This window comes from Chloroflexota bacterium (assembly GCA_038040195.1).
GTDB lineage: Bacteria > Chloroflexota > Limnocylindria > QHBO01 > QHBO01 > DASTEQ01.
Window position 1 is genome coordinate 76,000 of sequence record JBBPIR010000004.1, and the last position, 25,921, is coordinate 101,920.

Annotated in this window: 23 protein-coding genes; 14 read left to right on the forward strand and 9 right to left on the reverse strand. The window is 69.7% G+C overall.

From position 1 onward, the window contains the following. Positions 1 to 16: 16 nt before the first annotated feature. The gene (locus tag AABM41_06625) at positions 17 to 358 is read right to left on the reverse strand and encodes a metal-sensitive transcriptional regulator (GenBank protein ID MEK6191984.1); all 342 of its coding nucleotides are present in this window, start codon (positions 356 to 358) and stop codon (positions 17 to 19) included. Between the two features lie 75 nt (positions 359 to 433). On the opposite strand from AABM41_06625, the gene AABM41_06630 reads away from it, so the two are divergent. Then, positions 434 to 2,497, forward strand: a complete 2,064-nt coding sequence (locus AABM41_06630; protein MEK6191985.1) for a thioredoxin domain-containing protein — start codon at positions 434 to 436, stop codon at positions 2,495 to 2,497. On the opposite strand, the gene AABM41_06635 is transcribed toward AABM41_06630, so the two are convergent. Continuing rightward, positions 2,494 to 2,907 carry a secondary thiamine-phosphate synthase enzyme YjbQ gene (locus tag AABM41_06635; protein ID MEK6191986.1) on the reverse strand — a complete coding sequence of 138 codons (414 nt, stop codon included), beginning with the start codon at positions 2,905 to 2,907 and terminating at the stop codon, positions 2,494 to 2,496. The genes AABM41_06630 and AABM41_06635 overlap by 4 nt on opposite strands. A gap of 89 nt (positions 2,908 to 2,996) precedes the next feature. Here AABM41_06635 and AABM41_06640 point away from each other — a divergent pair, with 89 nt between their 5' ends. After that, the gene (locus tag AABM41_06640; GenBank protein ID MEK6191987.1) at positions 2,997 to 3,965 is read left to right on the forward strand and encodes an LCP family protein; all 969 of its coding nucleotides are present in this window, start codon (positions 2,997 to 2,999) and stop codon (positions 3,963 to 3,965) included. A gap of 7 nt (positions 3,966 to 3,972) precedes the next feature. On the opposite strand, the gene AABM41_06645 is transcribed toward AABM41_06640, so the two are convergent. Beyond that, positions 3,973 to 4,341, reverse strand: a complete 369-nt coding sequence (locus AABM41_06645) for a zinc ribbon domain-containing protein (GenBank protein MEK6191988.1) — start codon at positions 4,339 to 4,341, stop codon at positions 3,973 to 3,975. A 76-nt stretch (positions 4,342 to 4,417) separates the two neighbouring features. Between AABM41_06645 and AABM41_06650 the strand changes: the two genes are divergently transcribed. The 3 genes from AABM41_06650 to AABM41_06660 are packed head-to-tail and all read left to right on the forward strand — an operon-like array spanning position 4,418 to position 7,519. Continuing rightward, positions 4,418 to 5,494: an adenosine deaminase gene (locus tag AABM41_06650; protein MEK6191989.1), complete on the forward strand. Its 1,077-nt coding sequence runs from the start codon at positions 4,418 to 4,420 to the stop codon at positions 5,492 to 5,494. Positions 5,495 to 5,512: 18 nt separating this feature from the next. Continuing rightward, the gene (locus AABM41_06655) at positions 5,513 to 6,391 is read left to right on the forward strand and encodes a PIG-L deacetylase family protein (GenBank protein MEK6191990.1); all 879 of its coding nucleotides are present in this window, start codon (positions 5,513 to 5,515) and stop codon (positions 6,389 to 6,391) included. 42 nt (positions 6,392 to 6,433) lie between these two features. After that, entirely contained in the window at positions 6,434 to 7,519 is a 1,086-nt protein-coding gene (locus tag AABM41_06660; protein MEK6191991.1) for an Mrp/NBP35 family ATP-binding protein, read from the forward strand. Between the two features lies 1 nt (position 7,520). Here the strand turns inward: AABM41_06660 and AABM41_06665 are convergent, their stop codons facing one another. From AABM41_06665 to AABM41_06680, 4 genes are all read right to left on the reverse strand, one after another. After that, positions 7,521 to 8,585 (reverse strand): ABC transporter permease, encoded by a 1,065-nt coding sequence (locus AABM41_06665; protein ID MEK6191992.1) that lies wholly within the window; start codon positions 8,583 to 8,585, stop codon positions 7,521 to 7,523. A 4-nt stretch (positions 8,586 to 8,589) separates the two neighbouring features. Then, entirely contained in the window at positions 8,590 to 9,717 is a 1,128-nt protein-coding gene (locus tag AABM41_06670; protein MEK6191993.1) for an ABC transporter permease, read from the reverse strand. Next, positions 9,714 to 11,291, reverse strand: coding sequence for an ABC transporter ATP-binding protein (locus AABM41_06675; protein MEK6191994.1), 1,578 nt, complete (start codon positions 11,289 to 11,291; stop codon positions 9,714 to 9,716). The genes AABM41_06670 and AABM41_06675 overlap by 4 nt, the downstream gene beginning before the upstream one ends. A gap of 73 nt (positions 11,292 to 11,364) precedes the next feature. Next, positions 11,365 to 12,531, reverse strand: coding sequence for a BMP family ABC transporter substrate-binding protein (locus tag AABM41_06680; GenBank protein ID MEK6191995.1), 1,167 nt, complete (start codon positions 12,529 to 12,531; stop codon positions 11,365 to 11,367). 198 nt (positions 12,532 to 12,729) lie between these two features. Here AABM41_06680 and AABM41_06685 point away from each other — a divergent pair, with 198 nt between their 5' ends. Continuing rightward, positions 12,730 to 13,563 carry an HAD-IIA family hydrolase gene (locus tag AABM41_06685; GenBank protein ID MEK6191996.1) on the forward strand — a complete coding sequence of 278 codons (834 nt, stop codon included), beginning with the start codon at positions 12,730 to 12,732 and terminating at the stop codon, positions 13,561 to 13,563. Here the strand turns inward: AABM41_06685 and add are convergent. Continuing rightward, on the reverse strand, positions 13,553 to 14,611 hold the full coding sequence (add, locus tag AABM41_06690) for an adenosine deaminase (protein ID MEK6191997.1): 1,059 nt from the start codon (positions 14,609 to 14,611) through the stop codon (positions 13,553 to 13,555). The genes AABM41_06685 and add overlap by 11 nt on opposite strands. Positions 14,612 to 14,631: 20 nt before the next feature. Between add and AABM41_06695 the strand changes: the two genes are divergently transcribed. From AABM41_06695 to AABM41_06730, 8 genes are read left to right on the forward strand one after another with little or no spacing between them, the layout of a single operon-like run. Further along, the gene (locus tag AABM41_06695) at positions 14,632 to 15,504 is read left to right on the forward strand and encodes a hypothetical protein (GenBank protein ID MEK6191998.1); all 873 of its coding nucleotides are present in this window, start codon (positions 14,632 to 14,634) and stop codon (positions 15,502 to 15,504) included. 3 nt (positions 15,505 to 15,507) lie between these two features. Continuing rightward, positions 15,508 to 17,052, forward strand: coding sequence for an aminopeptidase (locus tag AABM41_06700; GenBank protein ID MEK6191999.1), 1,545 nt, complete (start codon positions 15,508 to 15,510; stop codon positions 17,050 to 17,052). 2 nt (positions 17,053 to 17,054) lie between these two features. Beyond that, positions 17,055 to 17,708 carry an A24 family peptidase gene (locus AABM41_06705; protein ID MEK6192000.1) on the forward strand — a complete coding sequence of 218 codons (654 nt, stop codon included), beginning with the start codon at positions 17,055 to 17,057 and terminating at the stop codon, positions 17,706 to 17,708. A gap of 51 nt (positions 17,709 to 17,759) precedes the next feature. After that, on the forward strand, positions 17,760 to 20,537 hold the full coding sequence (locus tag AABM41_06710; GenBank protein MEK6192001.1) for a transglycosylase domain-containing protein: 2,778 nt from the start codon (positions 17,760 to 17,762) through the stop codon (positions 20,535 to 20,537). Between the two features lie 15 nt (positions 20,538 to 20,552). Then, complete coding sequence (gene glgD, locus AABM41_06715; protein MEK6192002.1) at positions 20,553 to 21,809, forward strand: glucose-1-phosphate adenylyltransferase subunit GlgD; 1,257 nt, start codon at positions 20,553 to 20,555, stop codon at positions 21,807 to 21,809. 34 nt (positions 21,810 to 21,843) lie between these two features. Next, complete coding sequence (locus tag AABM41_06720; protein MEK6192003.1) at positions 21,844 to 22,368, forward strand: hypothetical protein; 525 nt, start codon at positions 21,844 to 21,846, stop codon at positions 22,366 to 22,368. Continuing rightward, positions 22,365 to 24,332, forward strand: a complete 1,968-nt coding sequence (locus AABM41_06725) for a hypothetical protein (protein ID MEK6192004.1) — start codon at positions 22,365 to 22,367, stop codon at positions 24,330 to 24,332. Before AABM41_06720 ends, AABM41_06725 begins: the two co-directional genes overlap by 4 nt. After that, on the forward strand, positions 24,329 to 25,363 hold the full coding sequence (locus AABM41_06730; protein ID MEK6192005.1) for a nicotinate phosphoribosyltransferase: 1,035 nt from the start codon (positions 24,329 to 24,331) through the stop codon (positions 25,361 to 25,363). The genes AABM41_06725 and AABM41_06730 overlap by 4 nt, the downstream gene beginning before the upstream one ends. On the opposite strand, the gene AABM41_06735 is transcribed toward AABM41_06730, so the two are convergent. After that, positions 25,360 to 25,890, reverse strand: a complete 531-nt coding sequence (locus AABM41_06735) for an NUDIX hydrolase (GenBank protein MEK6192006.1) — start codon at positions 25,888 to 25,890, stop codon at positions 25,360 to 25,362. The genes AABM41_06730 and AABM41_06735 overlap by 4 nt on opposite strands. Positions 25,891 to 25,921: the final 31 nt, after the last annotated feature.

Genomic DNA, 25,921 nt, shown 5'->3' on the forward strand with positions numbered 1-25,921 from the left:
TGTCTGCGGAAGCGCCTCAGCCGGTTCGACTCGCGCGACGCCCTGGCCGGCGCATGGCGCGCCGGACGACCGTCATGACCTCGCGAACGTACGGCTCGCCCTGCCCGCTGTCGATGGCATGCGTCAGGCAGCCGTCGATGTGGTCTTCCAGAACCAGCATCGCGACCTGGTCGGCAGCGGCGGTCATGGCCTCGACCTGCTGGAGGATGTCGAGGCAGTAGGCCTCGTCCTCGACCAGGCGCTGGAGGCCACGGGCCTGGCCCTCGATCCGGCGCAGCCGGTTGATGAGCTCTCGGCGATCGCGGGTGTAGCTGTGGCGGAAGTGCTCGGTCTCGGCCGCGGCGTCACGCGTGTCCATACTCGGGGGTAGTATGCGCATCGGCTCCGAAGGCGGTCAATTCGATCTGCCAAGCCTTCCGATACGATGCCCGACATGAATCGGCTTGCGAGCGCCACCAGCCCGTACCTGCTGCAACACGCCGACAACCCGGTCGACTGGTACCCGTGGGGGCCCGAAGCCCTAACCCGGGCGCGGAGCGAGGATCGGCCCATCTTCCTGTCCATCGGCTACTCGGCCTGCCATTGGTGCCATGTCATGGCCCACGAGTCATTCGAGGACCCCGTCACGGCCGAGCGGCTCAACCGCGACTTCGTGGCCATCAAGGTCGACCGCGAGGAGCGCCCGGACATCGACGACGTGTACATGGGCGCCGTGCAGGCCATGACCGGGTCGGGCGGCTGGCCGCTCAGCGTTTTTCTGACCCCGGACCTGGAACCGTTCTTCGGCGGGACTTATTTCCCGCCCGATAACCGGCACGGCCTGCCCGCATTCACGACCGTGCTGGAGGGCGTGGCGGAGGCGTATCGGGAACGGCGTGGCGAAGTGGCCGGAATCGGGGCCCAGCTGGCCGCCCACCTGCGGCACCAGATGGCCGTTGACGACAGCGCCGGCGCCGCCCCAGGGAGTGAGCAGCTGGACGCCGCGGTGCGCCGGCTGGGCGGGTCGTTCGACGCGGTCCGCGGCGGCTTTGGCCCGGCCCCCAAGTTCCCCGCTCCCATGACCCTGGAGTTCCTGCTCCGCCGCTGGCGGGACACGCGGGACGAGGCCACCCTGCGGATGGTGACGGTCACCCTGGATCGCATGGCCGACGGCGGCATCCATGACCAGCTGGCCGGCGGCTTCGCGCGCTACAGCACCGATGCCTCCTGGCTGGCACCCCACTTCGAGAAGATGCTCTACGACAACGCCCTGCTGGCCCATGCCTACCTGGATGCGTTTCGGGCCACCGGGATGGACCGATACGCCCGCGTCGCCTCCTCGACCCTGGACTTCATGCTGGCCGAGCTGCGGACCGATGAGAATGGGTTTGCGGCCGCGCTGGACGCGGACAGCGAGGGCGAGGAGGGCCGGTTCTACGTTTGGGACGCCGACGAGGCGGCCGCGGTCCTGACCGATGCCGGGCTGGCCGCGGCGGACGCGGCGGCGGTGGCCGCACACTGGGACGTCACGGGTGGCGGCAACTGGGAGGGCCACACCATCCTGCACGTCACCAACCATCCGCCGCCGGAGCCGCCGATCCTGGAACGCGCCCGGGCGGCCCTGCTGACCCGCCGGAGCGAGCGGGTCCGTCCGGGGCGCGACGACAAGCAGCTGGCGGCCTGGAACGGCCTCGCGCTGCGGGCGTTCGCCCTCGCCGCGCTGGTGCTGGGTGATGAACGGTTCGTGGCGGCAACCCGGGACCTGGCGGCATTCATCCGAAAGGCCCTGGTCCACGATGGTGACCGGTTGTGGCGCACGGCCCGCGCGGGCGTGGCCCATACCCCCGGCTTCGCCGAGGACTACGCGGCGGTGGCCGACGGGCTGCTGGGGGCATATGCCGCCCTCGGCGAGCCGCGGGATCTGGAATTGGCCGAGGCGCTCATGGGGCGGCTGGGGTCGGACTTCTGGGACGAAGAGAGTGGCACCCTTTACGACACGGGGCCCGATCACGAGCAGACGGTGGCCCGTCCACGGTCGCTCCTCGACGGCGCGACTCCTGGCGCGAACTCGATCGCCGCTGACGTCTGGCTCCGGCTGGCGCTTCTGGGCGGCGATTCGGAGCACGACCGACGCGCCCGTCGCATCCTGGCGGCGGTCGGTTCGGCCATCGAGCGCCAGCCGTCGGCCTTCGGGCGGATGCTGTGTGCCGCCGATCGCGCTCTGCGCCCGGCAGTCGACGTGGTGGTTGCCGGCGAGGCCGCGGACCCGCGCTCGGGCGCGCTCCGCCGTGCCGCCGCGGCTCCATACGCGCCGGACCTGGTTATCGCCGGCCTGCCTGCGGGCGATGAGCTCCGGAGCCGCCCGCTGTTTATCGACAAGGTCGCGCGGGAGGGCGTGCCCACCGCGTACGTGTGCCGGGGGTACGCGTGCGATGCCCCCACCGCGGAGCCGTCCACCGTGACTGCCCAGGTGATACGTCTCGCCGGGAGCGGGGCGTCAGCCGAGGCGCCGGCCTAGGCCGGCACGAACGACAGCCGGACTCGCCGCCGGATGTGATCCGCGTTCGGGTCCAGCAGGGCGATGGATTGCCAGGTCCCCAGCGCCATCTGGCCACCGATGACTGGCACGCTGAGCGATGGGCCGACCAGCAACGGGAGGACGTGGTCCGCGCCGTGGCCCTGTGAGCCATGCTGGTGGCGCCAGCGATCGTCGCGCGGGAGGAGCCGGTCCAGGGCCTCGACCACGTCGGCGTCGGAGCCGCTGCCCAGTTCCATGACGATCAGCCCCGCCGTGGCGTGGGGGGCGAACAGGTGGAGGAGCCCATCGCGGCCGGCTGCCACATCGGTCAGGAAGACGGCACAGGCGCCGGTCAGGTCATGCACGCCGCGCCGCCCGGCCGTTTCGACGTTGATCTCGCGGCTGTCCACGCCGCGAGCCTAGCAGCGGGCAGGCGGCTATGAGGGCCGAGCGGGCTGGCCGAGCGGTCCTTGCCGCGGGCGGATACCATCCGCGGTCGATGTCTGCCGTGATACTCCGATCTCGCCTACTGTCAGTTGCCCTGGTGGTCGGCGTGGCCGGCTGTGCTCTGTTGGGGCCCTCCCCGTCGCCCACCCCGGATCCCACCCCGACCCCGACGCCAACTCCCCGCCCCACGCCCGCGCCGACCCCGACGCCGACCCCGGAGCCCACCCCGATCCCGATCAACCCGGCGCTGCTCGATCGGCGGATCACCGTCCTGTTCGCGGGCAACGATTCCACGCCGGACCGGGTGGCCAGCGGCGCCGGCCCCCTTACCGACTCGATGGTCGTCGCCTCCATCGATGCCACCCACGGCCAGCTGTCGATGGTCGCCCTCCCGCGGGACACGGTGGACATCCCGCTCGCGAACGGGGCCATCTGGCGTCTCAAGGCCAACGCCATCCGCTTCTCGTACGGGATGGAGGGTCTGGAGGGAGCACTGGAACAGACGTTCGGCGTGCCGATCGATTACTGGATCGAAATCAACATGCCGGACTTCCCGCGCCTGGTCGACGCCCTCGGGGGTCTGTGGATCAACGTGCCCTACGCGATCAGCGACAGCCAGGCGCAGTTGAGCATCAACGCCGGATGGCAGCGCATCGATGGCGCCACCGCCCTGGGCTACGCCCGCTCCCGCCAGATGGACGGCGACTACGCGCGGGCCGGCCGCCAGATGCAGCTGCTTGCGGCCTTGGCCCATCGCATTGCGCTGCTCGACGAGCAGTTCGACCCAGAGGCGATCCTCGCGTTGCTTACCACGCTGCGGACCAACGCCCCGCTCAGCGACTTGCCGACCCTGTTCCAGGTGGTGAACGACGCAGCCGACGCCCAGGTGACGGCCACCGTGCTCGCTCCCTACCAATTCGCGCTGTACGAGGGAATCGAGCCGGGAACCGGCCGCGGCTGGGTGATGATCGCCAACGTGGCCGAGATGCGCGCCTACGTGCGCTCCCTGATGGGGAACTGAGCCGGCGCTACTGGCGAGCCCCGCAGTTGAAGCAGACGGCGTCGCTGGCCCGGATGGTCGTCCCGCAGGTGGCGCAGTCTCGAGCCAGGTCGGCCTCGCAACGCGCGCAGTACACGGCGCCGGGCGGATGCACGAGGCCGTCGACCAGGCAATACGGCGCCCCCGCCGGCAGGCGGACCGACGCCCCCGGCTCGGGTGCGATCGCCTCCCCCACCACCGCCTCGGCCTCGATCCCGGTCTGCGAGGCGCGGAGGTACCCGATCAGCAGCCAGGCCACGTACAGTCCCAGCGCCCCGATCAGGGCCAGCGGGACGAGGATCGTCAGGCGTTCGGCCCATCCGGTGGCGAGCGACTCGATCAGGCCCTTGAGATCCATCGGGCGCCGATTCTAGCGCGGTTCGGCATCGCCGGACCGCCTGATAAACTCCCGCAAAGTCCGCAGCCGGTGGCACATGGCCCGACCCCGGATCGATCCCCGCACGCCGCTCAGCGAGCTCCATGTGCACCTGGGAGCGGCCGTCACCCCGGCCATCATGTGGGGCATCGCGCACGCTCAGGGCATCCGGCTGCCGACCAAGGACTACTGGGCCTTCCGCGAGCTGATCACCCTCGGGCGACGTCGGCGGCGGACACTTGACGGGTACCTCGACCTGTTCCACTGGACCGAGCTCATCCAGTCCAGCCCGATCGCCGTCGAGCGCAGCGTGTATGAGGTCATTGGGGGTGCGTATCGGCGCAGCAACATCACCCGTCTGGAGCTGCGCTTCAACCCGATGAAGCGCAACCGGGGCGGGGAGCAGGACCTGGACCACATCATCGCGGCCGCTGTGCGGGGAATGGATCGGGCCATCCTCGAGTACCCCCAGGTGCAGGCCGGCCTGATCTTCTGCCTGGACCGCGCATTCAGCCGCGAGCTCAACGAGATCCTGGCCGCCAAGGCCATCAGCTGGCGAGCGCGGGGGGTCGTGGGGATCGACATCGCGGGCCCGGTGGTCGCCGGGTTTCGATTCGCGGACTACCGCGAGATCATGGCCGAGTGCCGCCGTGCCGGGCTGGGGATCACGGTCCATGCCGGCGAGACCGGGGGCGCCGACGAGGTGGAGGAAGCGGTCGAGGCGCTGGATCCGGCGCGCATCGGTCATGGGATCCGCAGCGCCACCGATCCGCGGGTCATGGGCATCCTCCGCGAGCGGGGAATCGTGCTCGAGGTCTGCCCCTCCTCGAACCTGAGCACCGGTGTGGTGGGCAGCCTGGGCGAGCTCCGCGGGTACCTGCGCAACCTGGTCGCGCACGAGGTCGCCTTCACACTGTCCACCGATGGGCCGGAGATCCTCCAGCGCTACCTGCGCGATGAGTTCGCGCTGCTCCTGCGTCATGGGATCCTGAGCCTGGACGAGATTGAGCAGGCCATCGAGGCCGGCCACCGGGCAAGCTTCCTGGAGCGCGTTCCGGCCGCCGAGCGGGTCCCCGCCGTGCGGGATCGGGGCCGCGATCCGTCGGCGAGGGTGGCCCTCGAGCTCGAGGTCTAGGCTGATAGACTCGCCGCCGTGTCGTCGATCTGGCGGCCCATCCGTGAGAGGAATCCGGCCCGCAGCCTGATGGTGATCGTCGCCCATCCGGGTGACGAGGCGTTCGGTTTCGCGGGCGCCATCGCGAGTGCCGCTGCCGAGGGCGCGTACGTGGTGGTCGTGTGCGCCACGCGCGGCTATTTCGACGCCCGCATCACGACCAAGCCGCCTGCGCCCGGCGGCCGCAACCGGGACCTCCTCGATTCCCTGGGCTGGCGGAACCTGGACACCGTCCGCGAGGATGAGATGCGCCGTTCCGCGGCCCTGCTCGGGGTGCGAGTCCTCCGCATGCTGGACTACGCCGAGGGCGACCTGGTGTCGGTCGACTTCCATCACCTGGTCGGGCGCCTGGTGGAGCCGATCCGGATGCACCAGCCGGAGGTGGTCCTGACCTTCGGGCCGGATGGCGTGACCGGCGACTCGGACCACGTGACCCTGTCCCGGGCCGTCGGGGAAGCGGTGGACAGCGCCGCTCTGCCATTGGCCTACGAGGACAACATGGAAGAGGACCAGGTCGCGTGGCGCATCGCGAAGCTGTTCCACCTGGTCGTGCCGCCGGGGGCCCTCGCGATCCTGGGTGACCTTGCGCCGCGTGCGGGATACCACACCCCGTCGGCCGGGCCGACGGTGGCCGTCCCGCTTGGGGAGCTGGTCCCGCTCAAGCTGGCGGCCATTCAACGCCACGTGTCGCAGACTGGCTCGGATGGACCGTTCGCGGGCTGGGATCCCGCCGTCCGCGACAACTGGCTCTCGGCCGAGCACTACCGCCTGGCCGTGTCCAACCTGGCCGTGTCCAACCTGGCCGCCTCCCAGCCGTCCGCCGGGGTCGGGTCCGGACTGTTCGACGGCCTGGCCTGAGGCCCGCGGGCGCTCGCCCCGCACAACTGATACCCTCAAACGGTGACCACCGTGCTGACCGACGACGCGATCATGGCTGCCCTGGCTCGGGTCAAGGACCCTGAGATCGGGCGCGATCTGGTCTCTCTGAACATGGTCCGCTCGGTGGACATCTCCGGATCGCTGGTCACGGTCACCGTTGAGCTCACCACTCCGGCCTGCCCGCTCAAGGCCAAGATCGAATCGGACATCGCCGATGAGCTTTCCGGCGTGGGTGCCGGCGCGGTGAAGATCGAATGGGCCGCCAACGTCAAGCGCAGCTTCGGTGGGCCGATGGCTGACCTCATCCCCGGGGTCCGCAACACGATCGCCGTGGCCTCCGGCAAGGGGGGCGTGGGCAAGACCACGGTCGCCGTCAACCTGGCGGTCAGCCTGGCACGCGACGGGGCCCGGGTCGGGCTCCTGGATGCCGATATCACCGGCCCCAACGTGCCGCTCATGATGGGCACCCAGGAGGGGCATGTGACCGGTGTGGGCGGTCGGGTCAACCCCGTTGTCAGCCACGGCGTGAAGATGATCAGCATCCAGTACTTCCTGACCGGCGACGCCCCGGTCATCTGGCGCGGGCCGCTCATCCACTCCGCCATCCAGCAGTTCCTGCGCGACGTGGAGTGGGGCGACCTGGACTACCTGGTCATCGACCTGCCGCCCGGTACGGGGGATGCCTCGCTGTCCCTGGCCCAGCTCATCCCGCTGTCGGGGGCGGTCATCGTGACGACACCTCAGGAGGTGGCGCTCCTCGACGCCCGTAAAGCGATCGGCATGTTCACCAAGGTCAACGTCCGGACCCTGGGCGTGGTGGAGAACATGAGCGGCTTCATCTGCCCCCACTGCGGGACCGAGCACGATCTGTTCGGTTCGGGCGGCGGGGATAGCATGGCCCGCGAGCTCGGGCTGGAGGTCCTGGGCCGCATCCCGCTCGAGCCGGCTGTGCGGGCCGGCGGGGACGCGGGCGTGCCGATCACCTCAGCGCAGCACCCCGATGCCGATGCCTCGGCGGCCGCGGCGGCCCTGCGCGAGGTGTCCCGGGTCGTGGCCGGGCGGATCTCGGTCCTGGCCGCGCCCATGGCCATGGCCGCCGCCAGCTGAGCTAGGCGGCCTTCGACTCTCGCTCGTAGGGCCGGCCCACGGCGGCCGGAGGAATGCTCCGCCCGACGACCCCGGCCAGGACCACGATGGTGATGATGTACGGCAGCGCCTCGTAGACCTCGAGCGGAATGCTGGTCAGGATGTCGCCCAGGGTGCCCTCGGGTGGGACGAAGCGGATGAGGCGCTCGATGCCGACCGTCGCGCTGAACAGGAGGGCGGCTCCGAAGGCGCCGATGGGCGTCCAGCGCCCGAAGATGAGCGCCGCCAGCGCGATGAATCCGCGGCCGTTCGTCATCCCGCCCTGGAAGGCGCTTCCGAACTCGATCGTCAGGTAGGCGCCCGCCAGTCCGGCGAAGACGCCGCCCAGGATCACGTTTCGGTAGCGGAGCCGGATGACGTCGATGCCCACTGTCTCGGCCGCCTTGGGGTGCTCGCCCACGGCCTTGGTCCGCAGACCCCACCGCGACCGGTGGAGGAGGACCTGGAGCAGGATCACCGACACCAGCATGCTCAGCGCAATCGGTCCCACCGCCAGGAACGAGTTGAACAGCCAGCCCACGAGCGGGAGGTCGGTGATGGCTGACGGCAGGCTGATGGACTTGAACGAGCCCGCCGTCGCCGGTGCGTTCTGGCTGATGAGCAGGTTCAGGTAGCCGGTGATGCCAAAGGCAAAGATATTGATGATCGTGCCGCTGATGATCTGGTCAGCCCGAACCGTGATCGAGAGCCACGCATGCACGGCCGACACCGCGCAGGCGGCGGCGATGGCCGCTGCCAGGCCCACCAGCAGCGCCGGTGTGATGCCGAATGGCCCCGGTGAGGACGGGATCAGGCCGTGGACGATTGATGCGACCCACCAGGCGACAAAGGCGGCCGTCAGCATCATCCCCTCGATCCCGATGTTCACGACCCCCGACCGCTCGTTCATGAAGCCACACAGAGCACCCAGGGCGACCGGGATCGCCGCCGCCACGACGATGGGGGCCACCACCGGCGTATGACCGGCGAGGTACACCACGAACTGGATGAACAGCCCGATGACAGGGATGTCGTACAGAAATTCCATGGCGCTACCGTCGGGCCGCGTACGAGCCGGACAAGTTGGCCAATTCACCCGGTGCCTTGGCGTCGGACTTGAGACGGAAGACTTGCCGGACCAGCACCTCGGCGGTCAGGAAGAACAGGATGACCGCCTGGAGCACGCTGACGATCTGGACCGGGATCCCGGCCTGGATCTGCATCGGTCCGGCCCCCGCCTGGAGCGCGCCGAAGAGCAGCCCTGCGAAGAGGATGCCAACCGGGTTGGCCCGTCCGAGGAGCGCAACGGCGATGGCATCGAACCCGACCGTGGTCGAGAACGATGCGGGCATGTAGCCCACGTCACCCAGGATCTCGGTCGCGCCGGCCAGTCCGGCGAAGAGGCCACACAGCGAGAGGGTGAAGATGATCAGCCAGCGCGGGTTCATCCCCGCGTAGCGCGCGGCCTCGCTGTTGGCGCCAGTGGTGCGGACCTCGAAGCCGATGGTCGAGCGGAACAGGAACCACCAGACGATGGGGACCGACACGGCCGCGAACAGGATCCCGATGTGCCCGGCACCGCCGAGGAAGATGGGGAGGGTGGCGGCCTGGATGTCATCGGTCCGGCTATACGTCACGTTCTCGCCGCGAAGCGGCCCGCCGATCACTCCCGACACTAGGAAAATCGCGACGTAGTTCAGCATGATCGTGGTCACGACTTCGTGGGCTCCACTGAACGCCTTCAGAACGCCGGGGATCATCCCGTACAGCAGCCCGCCGGCCATCCCGCCCAGCAGGGAAAGCGGAATGGCCACCACCGGCGAGGCGTCATTCAGGGCCAGGGCCACCGCGGTCGCACCGAGGGCGCCGACCAAGAACTGTCCCTGCGCGCCAATGTTGAAGAGCCCGGCTTTGAAGCCGATACCCACCGCGAAGCCGGCCAGGATGAGCGGGGTCGCGTTGGCGAGGGTCTTGATCCAGGCGTCGACGGAGCCGAAGGCGCCTTGGAACAGCGCCGCATAGGCCCGGACCGGGAGCAGCAGGTCAACCGAGTCGCTGACGAGCGGGCTCGACAGGATCATCACCACCGCGCCGGCGATGAGGGCCAGGACGATGGCCAGGAATGGAACGAGGACCAGGGACCGGATCCGGGCCAGGGACAGTGTCCGCCTCCCGGTCACGAGGCCACCTCGTCGGGCTCCGCTGTCCGGCCGCCGGTGGCCATCAGCAAGCCGACCGTCTCGCGGTCAGCCGTCCGGCCATCGAGGACGTCGACGATCGCGCCGCGGTACATGACCGCGATCCGATCGCTCAGCTCGAGAATCTCGTCCAGCTCTGCCGAGACCAACAGTATCCCGACGCCGGCGTCGCGCCGAGCGATGGCCTGGCGATGGATGAACTCGATCGAGCCCACGTCGAGGCCACGCGTCGGTTGATCGAGCACGAGGAGCTTGAGATCTCCCTCGAACTCGCGGGCGACGATGATCTTCTGTTGGTTGCCGCCGGACAGCGTCGAGGCGATGACCGTGGCTGACGGCGTTCGGATGTCGTAGCGGGCGATCAGGTCCTCTGCATCCCGCCGGATGGCTGCGTCAACGCGGACCGGGCCGCGGCTGTACGGGGGGTGGTAGTAGTCGTTGAGGACGAGGTTGTCGGTCAACGGGAAGGAGAGCACCAACCCGAACCGGTGCCGGTCACCGGGCACGAACCCGATACCGGCCCGGTGAAGGCGCCGGGGGCCGACGCCGGTGACGTCGGTTTCCGCCAGCCGGACCGATCCGGAGGTCGGCCGCCGCAGGCCGGTGAGCGCCTCGACTAATTCGTCTTGGCCGTTGCCGGCCACGCCGGCAATGCCAAAGATCTCACCAGCTCGCAGGGTGAAGCTCACGCCGTGGACGACTTCTCCGCCGCGGTCGTCACGCACGTGGAGGTCTTCGACGGTGAGCATCGGGTCGCCTGGATGGCTTGTCCCCCGATCGACGGTGAGCTGGACCTCGCGGCCCACCATGAGCTCGGCCAGGTCATCCTCGTTGGTATCGGCCGGCCGCCGCTCACCGACGACCTTCCCGCGCCGGATGACGGTGATCCGGTCGGCGACCTCGAGCACTTCGTACAGCTTGTGCGAGATGAACACGACGGCATACCCCTCGTCGCGGAGGCGGCGCAGCACTTCGAAGATCTCGCGCGTCTCCTGCGGTGTGAGCACCGCCGTGGGCTCGTCGAGGATGAGCACCTTGGCGTTGCGATAGAGGGCCTTGAGGATCTCGACCCGCTGTTGCCAGCCCACCGACAGCTGGCCGACCTTGCGGTCGGGATCGATCTCCCATCCGAACCGGGCGCCGAGTTCGCGGATGCGGTCCCGGGCTCCCGAACGATCGAGAAAGATCTTCCGCTTCATCGGCTCCTCACCGAGGAGGATGTTCTCGGCCACCGAGAGGACCGGGACGAGCATGAAGTGCTGGTGGACCATGCTGATCCCGCGAGCTATGGCGTCGTGCGGGCTGCTGATCTCCACCCGCTCGCCGTAGAGGCGGATCTCGCCGGCGTCGGGGACCGCCAGGCCGTACAGGACGTTCATCAGGGTCGTCTTACCCGCGCCGTTCTCCCCGAGCAGGGCGTGAATCTCCCCGGCACGCACCTCGAGATCAATGCCGTCGTTGGCGACCACCCCCGGATACCGCTTGGTGATGCCGCGCATCTCCAGCGGTGGGGCGCCGGGGGTGGTGCTTGTCGTCGTCGCCTCGTCAGCCGTCATGTCGGTCACGAAAACGCGAGCGGGCCGATCCGAAGACCGGCCCGCTCGATGGGCTTGGTTCCGACTCGGAGTCCTACTCGGTTCCGATGTCCTCTTCGCCGGCGTAGCACAGACCCGAAGGCTGGCACGGATCCAACGATCCATCGGCCATGCCAGCGAAGGCATCGTCGATTGCGGTCTGGACTTCGGACGTGATCAGATCCGAGAACTGGTAGAACGGCGACAGGCCGATACCGTCGTTGTCGGCTCCATAGAAGACGTTGTTGCTGCGGACATCGTCGGCAGCGAAGGTCGTGATGGCCTCGCTGACCGCCTTAGTCAGCTTCTTCTCGGCGCTGACGACGATGCAGACCTGGGCCGAGGGGTACGAGACCCACTGGTCGACGTCCACGCCGAAGCCATAGATCCCGTGCTCCACAACCGAGTCGAGCATGCCGTTGCCCGTCTTGCCGGCGACCTGGAACAGGACGTCGACTTCAGGGTTCACCGACAGGAACTCGTCAGCGAAGGACTTCCCGGTGGTCGGGTCGTTGAACGCGACGGCCAGGTCGTTGCTGACGTACTTGAGGTCCACGACGACGTCAGGATTGACACTATGGGCGCCGTTCTCGAAGCCGCGCATGTAGTTGACGACCGGCGGGATCGTTCCCGATCCACCGAGTGCCGCAACCTCGCCACTCTCCGAGATGGACGCGGCCACGATGCCAGCAAGGTATCCGGCCTGGGCCTCGTTGAAGATCAAGCTCTCGTAGTTCGGGAGCGGATCCCAATCGCCACCGAAGTCGGTGTTGACCTGGAACTGGTCCACGCCGACGAAGTGGATGTCGGGGTTGGCCTGGGCCGCCTCGAGGGTGGCCGCGCCAAGGGCGAATCCAACCGTGATGATGATGTTCGCACCGTCATCCACGAACGAGTTGATGTTGTCCGCGTAGTCCGCGGAGTTGGTCGTGACGATGTTCCCCGGCTCCGGTGCGCCGATGATTGCCGCGCCCTGGAGTGCGCCTTCCCAGCTGTACTGGTTGAAGTTGGCGTCGTCCAAGGTGCCGACGTCGGTGACCAGGCCGATGACTAGGTCGCTGGTCCCGGTGGTCTCCGGCGTCGTCGGCTCGGCGGCCGCGTTGTCACCGATCTCCCGACAAAGTCCCTTGCCCGTGCTGATCTGGCCACTGGTGCACGCGCCCAGAACCAGGATCGACGAGACAAGGAGTGCGAGGTATCCATACCTTCGCTGGTTCCGCATGAACACTCCTCCACCCGTTAGGGGGTCTCTCTCCGTCTCCCGCTGGTCGCGGACACTGCGCGTTCAGGCGGGGCTCGGGCACGGTCAGTAAGGCGACTGACACGGCCGATTGCGGCCGCATCATACAGGGCAGTCGGCGCGCGAAACAAATTTCTTGTCACGCCGGGCAGAGCGTGCGCGGGCCCTATCATCGGTGCCGTGCCCAAGGCCCGCCGTCCTCGTCGATTGCAGGTGGTCATCCTCGACCTGGACGGCGTCGTGTACCGCGGCGATCGGCCGGTGGACGGAGCCGCCCAGCTCATCGGTCGGCTGCATGGAGCCGGCCTCTTGGTTCGCTACGCGACGAACAACTCGATGTCCACCCGCTCGGACTACGCGGAGCGGCTCCGGAGGATGGGGATCGCGGCCGAGGCCACCGAGATCGTGACCTCCACGTCGGCCACGATTGCCCATTTCGGCCGCCACGAGCCCCGGGTGCGCACCGTTCTGGCGGTGGGCGCCGACGGCATGGTCGAGGAGCTGCGATCCGCGGGCTACGAGGTCTTCCCGGCCGCCGATGCCGCGAATCGGAGGGTGGATGCCGTGCTGGTCGGGCTCGACCCGGACTTTGACGACCGGCGGCTGGCTGCCGCCGCGCGGGAGGTACGGGCAGGCGCGCGGTTCATCGCCACCAACGCCGATGCCCAGTACCCGACCCCGACCGGCTTCCGGCCCGGAGCCGGCGCCATGGTAGCCGCCATTCGCGACGCGAGCGGGGTTGAGCCGCTGGTCATCGGGAAGCCGGAACCGGCCATGTTCCACGCCATCCTTGAGGCCACCGGCATCGGTCCGGAAGAAGCCCTGGTCATCGGTGATAACCCGGATTCGGATATCCGCGCGGCTCACCGAGCCGGGATTGAAAGCGTGCTCGTCCTGACCGGGGTCACCGCTCCCGACGCGGTGGCGTCGCTTACCGGGGAGCTCGTCCCGGACCACGTGGCGGTTGATCCGGGGGAGGCGTGGGACCTGGTCGAAGCCCGTATCAACCGCTGAGCGTCGCCGTGGTGCCGGCCCACGCGTGCCAGGCGCGGGCCGCCTCCGCCCGGTGCGTCGCCAGTTCCAGGGGAGCGCTGAAGCCGCGCCGAAACCCGTTGATGGCGATCTCCGCCAGCTCATCGGGCGTCAACCCGGTCGCCAGCGCCACATCCGCAAGCTCGTTGCTGAGGGTGGTGTTGCTCACCGTCCGATCATCGGTGGACAGGGTCACGCTGACCCCGGCCCGATGCAGCCGCGCAACCGGGTGCGAGGCCAGGTCGGGCACGATCGCGGCCTGGACGTTGCTGGTGGGGCACAAGTCGAGCGTGATCCCGCGCTCGCGGAGCGACTCGACGAGGTCCGGATCGTCGATCGCCGGCGCGCCGTGTGCGATACGGCTGATCCCGAACTCGAGCACGTCCCAGATGTGTGCCGAACCGGGGGTTTCACCCGCATGGGCTGTGAGGCCCAGGCCGGCGGCGCCCGCCGCGCGGAAGGCCGCCGCATGGGGTGGGGCAGGATACTCGGCCTCGGGGCCGGCCAGGTCGAATCCCACCACCGGTGGGCCGAACGCGGCCGCCCGGAGGGCGAGCTCGACATTGGCACCCGGCGGGTGTGAGCGCATGGCGGTGACGATGAGCCCGATCAGCGGCGACGAACCCCCGCCCTCCCGGGCATCCGCCACCCCGTTGGACACCGCTTCGATGACATCGCTCACACCCAGGCCGCCGTCCAGGTGGAGGCGAGGCGCCCAACGGATCTCGCCGTATGTCGCGCCATCCGCCGCCATGTCCTCGACCAGCTCGGCAGCCGCTCGGCGCAGGGCGGCGGTGGACTGGAGGAGGGAGACGGGGAGATCGAAATAGGACAGCAGTTCGGCCTGGTCGCGGCAGCGGACCGGCGCGACGAGGCGCTGACGGGCCTCGTCCAGGCTGAGGCTGATGCCCACCTCCGCAGCCAGCTCGACGGCAGTCTGCGGGCGCAGCGCGCCATCCAGGTGCTGGTGGAGCTCGGCCTTGGGCAGCCGGCGCAGGGTCTCGACCAGTGCTGTGGGAGCGCTCTCCACCGGGGCATGATAGGAGCCGCGTGATCCGCATCGTCCTGTTCCTGGCCTCCGCCATTCTCCTCGCGCTGCTGTTCGGGGCACGCTCGGCCGACTCGCGGGTAGCCGATCCGATCAGGGTGGACTGGCTCACCGACGAGACGGCTGCGCAGGCCCGAGCGGCGGACGCCGCGCTGGAGGCAGCGGAGACGCTCATGCGCGAGGCCACCGACGAAGCGAGGCGAGGACAGGCCGCCGTTCTCGGCGGCCTCGAGGACCCAGGCGCCGCCATGGATGCCGCGGGACTCGGCTTCGAGGCCGCCGCCACCCCCCTCGCCGACGCGCAGGCCGCGCTCGCCGGGTTGGGCTGGACGCTGCGCGCAATCGACCCCCAGGAATCGTCGCCGCAGCTCGGCCTGCTGCCGGCGGACCTGGTCGCCATCGGGGCGCAGTGGCGCGCCGCGGCGCTGCCCAGCACGGCGCTCACGGACATGCGGCGAGAGGCTGAATCGACGCTGGAGGCGCTGAACGATGGTCTCGCGGCCCTCGAGGCGGACGACCCGTCGGCCGCGTTGGAGGCCATGGACCGCGCCACCGGACACCTCGAGCAGGTGCGCGACGTCAACGCGGAGCTTTCCACGCTCGGGTATTGGGTGGATACCGTGGGCGCCCTGATCGACGCCGCGCGCGGCATCTCCCTCGCCGCTCAGGCGGGTGACGCCGCGGCACTCGCGGCAGCCCAGGCGGCCTACGATGCCGCCGCCACCAACGCGGGCCGCGCGGACCAGGCCCTGACCATCGCCCTGGGCGAGGCCGCGACCGGGATCACCGGCCCCGCGGCGGCCTCGTCGGCCGATGCCCTGCGCGCGGTCAGGGGGGCCCGGGATTGGCTGGCCGGCCTGTCTATACTCCGCTGACCCGTGTGGCGGCAGACGCCGCCCTCGTATCGGTCTGTTTCGAGCACCTACGAGTCAGGAGATGGGATGAGGCTGCGCGCGGAAGCCACGGACCCGGGATCGGTCGAGGCCACCGTTCTCGCCGTCCCCGTGTACAAGGAAGACGACCCGTTCGCGGACGACCTGGCCAACCTGGATGCCGCTGCCGGAGGCGTCATCCGCCGCGCGATCGACTGGGGCCGGTTCAACATCGTCGAGGACTACTTCGCGTTGATCGACGGTGGCGACCTGCCGGTCGAGCACATCCTGCTGGTCAACGGGGTCCGTCGCGGACGGGGCCCATGGCGAGCCCGTCGCACGGCCGGCGTGGCGACCCGCGCCCTGCAGGGCAAGGGAGCCACGCGGATGGCGCTCTGGTTGCGGGACGGCGAGGACGCGGATGGATTCACGGCGGCCGCGGTGGGAGCGGTCGCCGGCACCTATCGGCCGATGAACCTGTACGGGCGCGTCCGTGACACCGAAGCCATGAAACGCAACGTGGAGGAGGTCGTGATCCTGGGTGCGGACCAGGCCGTGCTCGACCGGGCCGCGACCCTTGCCGACGGCGTCGCGTGGTGCCGCGACTTGTCGAACCGCGCTGCCAATGACCTGTATCCGGAGAAGATGGCCGAGGAGGCCCGGGCCCTGGAGGCCGATGGCTGCACGGTCGAGGTCCTCCACGTCCCCGAGATGCGGCAGCTCGGCATGAACGCACTGCTGGGCGTGGGCCAGGGTGGGGAGCACCCGCCGTGCCTGATTGCGATCAAGCTCCCAGGCTGGGATCGCGGCGGCGACCGCCGGTTGGCGCTGGTGGGCAAAGGGGTGTGCTTCGACTCGGGCGGCCTGAGCATCAAGGGCGCCGACCGGATGGACGAGATGAAGCACGACAAGTCCGGCGCGGCCGCGGTCATTGCCGCCGCCCGCACCCTGGCCCGCCTGGCCCCCGACGCGCCGGTCATGGCCGTCGCGCCCATGGTCGAGAACATGCCGGGGGGCCGGGCGCAGCGACCGGGCGACGTCGTGAAGGCCATGAACGGCAAGACCATCGAGGTCACCAACACCGATGCCGAAGGCCGCCTGATCCTGGCCGATGCCCTGGCCTGGGCCGAGACCCAGGGCGCCAGCCACCTGGTCGACGTCGCGACCTTGACCGGGGTCGCGGCCATGGCGTTCGGCGAGCTCATCAGCGCCTACTTCGCCAAGCCACGCTCGTGGGGCGACCAGGTGCGCGCCGCGGCCGACGCGACCGGGGAGTGGGTATGGGAGATGCCGCTGGCCACCGAGTACCGGACCCAGCTCGAAACGCCGTACGCGGATATGGTCAACAGCGGTTCACGAGATGGATCGCTGATCAAGAGCGCGCTTTTCATCTCCGAGTTCACGACCCGCCCATGGGTCCACCTGGACGTGGCGGGGACGGCCTGGATGAGCACGGACAAGGCCACGTTCCCCAAGGGCGCCGTGGGCGTCGCGGTGACGACCCTCGTCCGGCTGGGGCTCGACTTCGCGGCCGGGGAGAAGGTCGAGTAGCGGTGCCCGTGCCGGCCGTCGCCGCGGCCGTTTTCGGCGTCCTTGGGATCGCCGCCGAACGACTCGCGAGCGTCTGGCCGGCGGTTGAAGCTCGCCGGCGACGTCCGAGCTGGCGGACGCTGGGCTTGGGCCTTGTTTCGGGGGGCGCGGCCTACGGATTGGTGACCGTCGCGCATCTTCCTCCATGGGCCGTCCTGGTCCACCTGGTGATGCTCGGCCTGATGGTCGGCCTGGTGGCGACCGACCTCGAACAACGCCGCCTGCCTCACCTGCTGCTTGACCCCCTGATCGTGGTCGCGGTCGGCTACGCATTCGTCAACCCGGCCCTCGAAACCCTGGCCGCCTTCGCCGGGGCGGCCGCCGCGGTGGTCTTCCTCGGGATCCTGACCCTGATCATTCGGGGCGGGATGGCGCTCGGGGACCTGTACCTGGCCGTGCCCATCGGTCTGACCCTCGGCTGGCCGCTGGTGTGGAGCGGCCTGTTCACCGGGGCGCTGCTGGCCGCGGCGGTCAGCCTGTTTCTGGTCGTGACCGGTCGAGTCGGCCTGCGTTCGTACATCGCATTCGGTCCGTACCTCGTGGCCGGCTACGTCCTGACTCTGCTTCGCGAGGCCTCTTTGCTGGCCCCATCGGCCGCGGCCGCCCTGCCATTCTGAGCCGATCGGCCTATTCGACCGATCTCACAACGGCTGGTACCCTGTCGCCCGATGCATCCGGCTATGCAGCGGCGGCGTCGGCAGTTGCTGACCCGCCGAGGCGCTCGGCGTGGGTCTCAACACCGAGGGCTGCTCCTGGCTTTCCTCGTCGTATTCGGGCTCTTCGGAGTCCTGATCGGCGGCTCGGTGCTTGGCGCGGGGGCGGGCGCGCTGTTCGCCTACAACTACTTCGCGACCGGCCTGCCCGACCCGCACCTCCTGGATGAGGTGCCGCTGCCGCAGTCCAGCCTCGTGTACGACCGCACCGGCGCCGTCCTGCTGGCTCGTTTCGAATGTCAGAACCGCGAATCGGTGCGATTCGACGAGATCCCCGGCGTCATCGTGGACGCCACGGTGGCGAGCGAGGACCAGACGTTCTGGACCAACAACGGGGTGGACGTCCAGGCTGTCGCCCGCGCCGCGTACGCCAACCTGCAGGCCGGGTCGATCGTCCAGGGCGCATCGACCATCACCCAGCAGGTGATCAAGTACGCCGGTTCCATCGTGCTGGCCCAGGAGCAGGTGGGCGACGCCATCGCCCTGCCCAGCATCGCCCCCCTGGGCGACATCGCGGGCGGCGACGGCAATATCGAGGACGACGTCTGCCCGCCGCCGCAGCTGACCTTCCTCGAAGGCCGCGGGTTCGAGGACAAGATCCGCGAGCAGATCATGTCCATGCAGGTCACCGCGGCGTACCCGGGCCGCGAGGGCAAGGAGCTCATCCTGGCGACCTACCTGAACCTGATCTTCTACGGGAATGGCTCGTACGGGATCAAGGCCGCGGCCGCCAACTACTTCGGGGTCACCGATCTGTCCCAGATGACGCTGGCCCAGGCCGCCTTCCTGTCGGCCCTCCCGCAGCGTCCCAGCGCACTGGACCCCTACCAGAACGGAGGCGGCCCCCCGGGCTCCCCCGAAGCGGCCGCGGATGCCATGCGGGAGCGCGACGGCGTGCTGTTCAACATGCTCGGCGAGGGCTACATCACCCTGGATGAGTACGAGACCGCCACAACCACCACCTGGGAGGAGATGAATCCCAGCCGGGTCGTCCACCCGCTGCTCGAGCCGCATTTCACGTTCCGCGTCCAGAGGGAGATGGTCAACATCCTGGCCTCGCTCGGCGTGCCTGACCCGGAGCAGGCGGTCCGCACCGGCGGATACCACGTCATCACCACCCTCGACTACCCGCTGCAGCAGGTCGCCCGGTCGGAGGTCGTGCGCTGGGTCGCGGCATTGGGCGACAAGAACGTCCACAACGGGGCGCTGGTGGCGATCGACTCGGCCACCGGAGAAATCGTCGCCTACATCGGCAGCGTGGACTACTACAACCAGGAGGATCCGCTCGTCCAGGGCCAGTTCGACGTGGCCGGTCTGGCCCGTAGGCAGCCGGGATCGGCCTGGAAGCCCATCGTCTACACCTCCGCCTTCCAGGCTCGCCAGGCGACGGTGTCAACCATGTTCGTGGACGCGCTGACCAACTTCGGGAACGAGCAATTCCCCTACCTGCCGACCAACGCCGACGTCCAGGAGCATGGCCCGCTCTTGGCCATGGACGCCCTGCGCTACTCCCTGAACGTGCCCTCAGTCCAGATGCAGGGTCTGGTGGGTCCGGATATCACCGCGCACTTCGCCGAGTCCCTGGGCATCGCCAGCTACGACTACATCATGGCCCAGGATCCAGGCCTTTCCCTGGGCCTGGGGACCGTGCCCGTCAACCTCACCACCTTCACCCAGGGATACAGCGTCTTCGCCCAGCAGGGTCGTCTTCACCCGGCCACGGCCGTCATCGAGATTCGTGACCGCGATGGCCAGGTGGTCTACACCCGTGCGGCCAACGGGCCGGCCGAGACCACCCCGTTGTCCCCGGCCGAGGCCTACCTGACCCACTGGATCATCGAGGGCAACACGAACCCGGCCACCAACCTGCTGTGGGGTCCTCGCGCCCGCATCACCGATCCCAGCGGCGTGCGGCGACACGCCGGGTTCAAGACCGGAACCACGGACGACTTCAAGGACGTGTCCGGCCTCGGCTACATCCCCGGCAGCCTGACGGTCGGGGTCTGGATGGGCAACGCCGGCGGGGAGCCCATGTCCAACGCGCTCGGGCAGGGACTGTTCTCGGCGGACGGCCCGCTGTACCTGTGGCACGACTTCATGGAACTGGCCGTCAATCAGCCATGGGACTGGAACGGGCACCAGCCGGTCCCCAACCTCGACTTCGCCCAGCCCGCAGGCGTGCAGATGTCCGCGGTGTGCCGGTTCAGTGGCATGAGCCCGGGCGGGGGCTGCGGCCAGACGATCCAGATCCCGTTCCTGGAAGGCACGCTGCCGCCGGTCGACAACGTCCACCACACGGACCAGTGGCATCCCAACGGGTGCTTCGACATCGTCCAGTACGTCCAGCAGGCCGGACGGCCGCCCCGATGGGTGGCGGCGGCAGCGGCCTGGGCAGACAAGTTGAACAATGGGCGGCAGGCCAGGAGTGGGAGCCAATACAACATTGCCCCGCTGCACGGCACCGGCGGATTTGGCGGCCCCATCTGCGGCGAGCTGATGGCGACGCCGACGCCGAGCCCGTCGCCGCCCGGCTGCCGCGGCAACCAGAGCTGCCCGCCAGCGCCGAGCTGCCCGCCGCAACCGTTGCCGTGCGTCACCCCGGCGGCAGCGGTCGACTCGCCTCTCGCATCCGGAGGGCCGGTCTCGGCCGGGTTCCTGGTGCCGATCTTCGCGCTCCCACTCATCCTGGGCGCCGTGCCCTACCTGGTGCGCCTGGTCAGGCGCCGCCGCTGATCGACGCCGCACGGCGTGGCTCGATCCGTCCTGACCCTGATCCTGGCTGGCGGTGAAGGGGAGCGCCTCTCGATCCTGTCGCAGGTCCGAGCCAAGCCCGGCGTCCCGTTCGGGGGGAAGTATCGGATCATCGACTTCACCCTTTCGAACGTGGTGAACTCGGGCCTGACCGATGTCGGGATCCTGACCCAGTACGCGCCCCGCTCGCTCATCGACCACATCGGGGTGGGGCGGCCGTGGGACCTCGACCGCAGCCACGGCGGGGTGACCCTCCTCCAGCCATTCCTTGGCCGCGGTCGAAACCGCGACTGGTATCGCGGCACCGCCGACGCCGTGCTCCAGAACCTGGACTTCATCGCGGACCGAGACCCGGAGCTGGTGCTGGTCCTGGCCGGAGACCACGTCTACAAGATGGACTACCGGCCGTTCGTGGCGCTCCACCGCGCCCGCGACGCCGACCTGACGGTGGCGGTCCGAACCGTGCCCATGGCAGAGGCGAATCGGTTCGGCATTCTCGAGCTTGGAGATGCCGGGCGAGTCACCCGCTTCGTGGAAAAGCCGGCCCGGCCCACGTCCAACCTGGTCAGCATGGGTGTGTACGCATTCAGCTGGCCACTCCTGCGCGAAGTGCTGTCGGCCGAGCGGCTGGACTTCGGCCGCGACGTCCTGCCCGCCATGGTCGCGTCGGGCCGAGTCGTGCACGGCTACGAGTACCGCGGCTACTGGCAGGACATCGGCACCGTTGACGCGTACTGGCAGGCGAGCATGGATCTGCTGGCTGACAATCCCCCGATCGACCTGTACGAGACCGGCTGGCTGATCTACACCAAGAGCGAGGAACGGGCACCGGCCCGCATCGGCTCCCAGGCCTCGGTGTCGCGCAGCATGATCAGCCACGGCTGCGTGGTGGAAGGCACGGTCGACCACAGCATCCTGTCGCCGGGCGTGCGCGTGGGCCTCGGCGCGGTGGTCCGCGACTCGATCGTAATGTTCGACTCCGAGATCGGCGAGGGAGCCGTCATCGACCGTGCCATCCTCGACAAGGAATGCGTGGTCGGGGCGTATGCGCGAGTTGGGGAAGGACAGGTGCTTCGACCCAATCGAAGCGAGCCGGAGCGCCTGTTCAGCGGCCTGACCCTGGTCGGCAAGAAGGCTCGCGTGCCGGCCCGGACCCGGATCGGCCGCAACTGCCGGATCGATCCGTACGTCATCGAGTCTGACTTCCCGCGGCGCCGGGTGGCGTCCGGGGACACGGTGGTGCACGCTGGCTGACACGCCCGGGCCCGAGGCGAGCACCGCGGAGCCTGTGCCGCCCATCGATGCCTGGCTGGAGGAGCTCGGGCTGGCGGTGGTCGGCCGCGGCGCCGCGCCACTCGGGCTCGCCTTGAGCCGTGACGTCATCCTCGACGGGGAGCGGCGATTCGACCTGCGGGTCACGATCGCGTGGGCCGCCGGCATGGGGCTGCACCTGTGGGCCTACTACGGGCCCGACGCCATGGAGCTCCCACGCCGGACGCTGCTCCGCCTTTTGGGCGCCAACGCCGAGTACCCGTTCGTGAAGTTCGCCGTGACCGAGGAGGATCGCCCGATGCTCATCGCCGAGCTGCCACCCGGCGCGGTGGACCGTGATGAGCTGGGCCGTGCGCTGGCGCGCATGACAGTAGTCGCCGATCGGCTGCTCGAGGAGACCGCGCCGGCGATCGCGGACCGGGGCCGGCTCCCGGACTGGGGCGGACGCACCGGTCGCAACGCTGAGCTGCTGGAACGATTCCGGGCCGAGGTCGAGTCCGCGATGCCGGACTGGCAGCCACCTCCGGCCCCGTCCCGATGAGGCCTCGCGCGTCCCGTCGGCTGACGGTCGCCGGCATGGTGGCCGCGGTGGTGGCCGCCGGCATGGCCGGCATTTCGCTCCCCGTTGGGCCGGCGGCGGCCGCCGAGTATGAGATGGCGACCCAGGCCACCTACACCGTCGAACCAGAGTCTGAAAAGATCGTGGTGATCGTGAAGGTCGCCTTCACCAACACCTACGCCGCGCCGTCGGGCCAGGTCAGTGTCTTCAGCGAGATCCGGCTGGCGATCCACGACCACGCGGCGTCTGTCACGGCCGGCGACGGGAGCGGGGCGCTGAACGTCTCCACCGCGGTCAGCGAGGGCGTGAACGTGGCCACCATCGTGCTGCGGGCTCCGGTCGAGTACGCGAAGACGGCGACCGTGGAGTTGGCCTACGAGCTTCGCGATGGCAACGACCCCGCGATCCGGGTAGGGGATCACCTGGTGAGCTTCGCGGCATGGGGATTCGGGACACAAAGTGCGGTCAGTGTTGACCTGCCTGCCGATTTCGAGGTTCGCGTCGACGGCGATCCCATGCAAGCCCACGACGAGGCGGACCGGGCAGTACTCGAAAGCGGGCCGATCGACGATCCGACCCGGTGGCTGGCCCACATCGGAGCGACCCGCGACCCGGTGTACGAGACCCTGCAACAGGCGGTGGCCCTGACCGGCGGCACGGCTGACCTACAGGTCCGCCACTGGGCTGACGACCCCGAATGGGGCGCTGCGACCGTGGCCCTGCTGGTCGAGGCGCTTCCGCGGCTGGAGGCCGTTTTCGGGCTTCCGTACCCGGGCCAGGGTCCGCTGGTGGTGACCGAGTCGGTGACCGGCGTCGGGCTGGACTCGGAGCTGGTCGACGGCGAGGTGGCGGTCGGGTTCACGGAGCCGCCCTTCACCCTGCTCCACCAGGTGGCCCACGTGTGGGCCAACGATGCGCTGGCCAGCGACCGATGGATCCTGGAGGGGCTGGCGTCGTGGGCGGCCGGACGGGTTTCAACCGAGCTCGAGCTCGAGCTGCCCTACGACCCGGTCGCGGTGGCCGCCGACCTCCAGGACGAGGCGTTCCCACTGGCCGAGTGGAGTGCCGAAGATCGCTCGGCCGAGGGCGACGGGTGGGGGTATGCGAGGGCCTGGTCACTGACCGATGCCGCGGCGCAGATGGCCGGCGAGGACGACTTCCGATTGGCGCTGCGCCGGATGGCCTCCGGGCTGGATGGTTACGATCCGGTGACCGCCGAAGCAGCGGGTTCGCCAGCCGCGCCTGGCGCGGGGGCGGTGGACTCTCGCGGCTACCTCGACCACCTCGATGCGGTCACCGACGAGCCCGTGGTCGCCGCGCTGGCCCCAGCCGTCCTGGGCGCGGGTGCCGAGGCCGAGTTGAGCGCCCGCGAGGCGGCGCGCACCGCCTTCGACGCCCTGTTGGAAGCCGCAGCGGACTGGGGGGACCCCGATCCGGTGCGAGAAGCGATGGTCGAATGGCGCTTCGCCGACGCGCAGGCCGAGATCGCGGCGGCCGGGGAGTGGCTCGTCGAGCGCAACCGGCTACTGGCCGAGATCGAGGACGCGGACCTGGCCGCCCCGGACCGGCTCGCCGCCGCGTATCGGACGCATGGGGGCGGGACCCTGGCCTGGGCCGAGATCGATGCCGAGCGGGCAATCGTGACCGCGCATGCACAGGCAGCATCGCGGATCGCCGAGGGCCTGGACCCCTTCGCGCGCGCCGGCATGCTGATCGGCCCCGGCCCCGAGGAACGCCTGGCCGCCGCCGCCACCGCGTTCGCCGCCGGCGACCTCCGGGCGGCGGCGGATCGGCTGGCCAGCCTGAACCAGGACCTCAACACCGCCACTGCCGCCGGCCTGGTCCGGATCCTGGGCCTGATCGTCGCCGCCGGTTCGGCGGCGGTCGTGCTGTCGGTCGCCATCCGTCGACGCCGGGTAGCCACCGACTACACTCCCGACCCATGACCGGCGAGGACGTGGTCCAGCGGTTCGAGGCGGCGGATGACGTGTTGACTGGACAGACCGCCGACGTCTATTTCGAGCGCGCCCGCGCCATCCTCCGCGCCGAGCATCTCGACCCGGTGGTGGTAATGGAGGTCTTCGCGCGGGACGGGGGGATCCTGTGTGGCGCCGCCGAGGTCCATGCTTTTCTCCGTCGCGTGCTGGGCCCCGGCAACGGCCACGACCCGGCTCCGGTGCTCGAGTCCCTGTCGGACGGCGACCGGTTCGAGCCCAAGGAGGTCGTCATGCGGATCGAGGCCCGCTACTCGGCCTACGGCCTGTATGAGACGGCGGTGCTGGGCACCCTGGCCCAATCCTCCGGCTGGGCCACCGCGGCCCGGGTGGTCGTGGAGGCGGCGGCCCCGATCCCGGTCGTCGGATTCGGGGCGCGCCACGTCCATCCCAGCGTGGCCGACCAGATGGACTACGCCAGCGTGGTCGGCGGCTGCATCGGTGCTTCCACGCCGGCTGGCGCGCGACTGGCGGGCCTGTCACCGACCGGCACCATGCCCCACGCCCTGGTCCTCATCTTCGGAGACACGGTTCGGGCCGCGGAAGCCTTCGACCGCCACATCGATCCGGAGGTCCCGCGCATTGTCCTGGTCGACACCTTCAAGGACGAAGCCGAGGAGTCGCTCCGCGTGGCCGAGGCCCTTGGGGAGCGGCTGTGGGGCGTCCGGCTCGACACGCCCTCCGAGCGCGGCCGCGTCACGCCGGACCTCGTCAAGGAGGTCCGGGCCCGCCTCGACCTGGCCGGCCACCAGCACGTCAAGATCGTGGTGTCGGGCGGGTTGGACGCCGAGCGCATCGGTCAGTTCAAGGCAGCCGAGGCGCCGGTCGACTCCTTCGCGGTGGGCTCCGCCATCGCTGACGCCAGCCCCATCGACTTCACCGGCGACCTCAAGGAGATCGACGGCCGGCCGATTGCCAAGCGCGGGCGGATCCCGGGCCGGACGGCCAACCCCCGCCTGCAGCGCCTCGACCTGGCCGGTTAGCCCCGCCCCTGCCGCCGCGCCAGCCAGTAGATCCCGACCAGCGACTTCGCATCGTTAATCGTCCCGTCGGCGACGGCGGCCAGCGCCTGATCAAGGGTCAGCCACACGAGCTCGAGCGATTCGTCCTCCGGGCCGGCGACGCTGACCGGGTGCAGGTCGGTGGCCAGCCACAGGGTCAGGAACTCGGTGCAGAAGCCGGGGGCGGTCCAGAACCCGGGCCCCGGCTCCCAGGTCGCCGCCGCCAGGCCGCATTCCTCGGCCAGCTCCCGCTCGGCGGTGCGCCGCGGAGCTTCGTCCGGGTCCCGCGTGCCGGCGGGGAGCTCGAGGGTCAGGCCTCCCGCCGCCTGGCGCCATTGTCGGACCGCCGCCAACCGCTCACCGTCCCAGGCCAGGATGGCCACCGCCCCTGGATGCTCGATGATCTCGCGCTGCGCGGGCCGGCCATCGGCCATGGCCACGTCGTCGACCCGCACCTTCAGCAGCCGGCCCTCGAACACCCGCCGCGTGCGCAGGGTCCGCTCCTCCATGGGCCGATCTTGCCACGCCGGCCCGACGAAA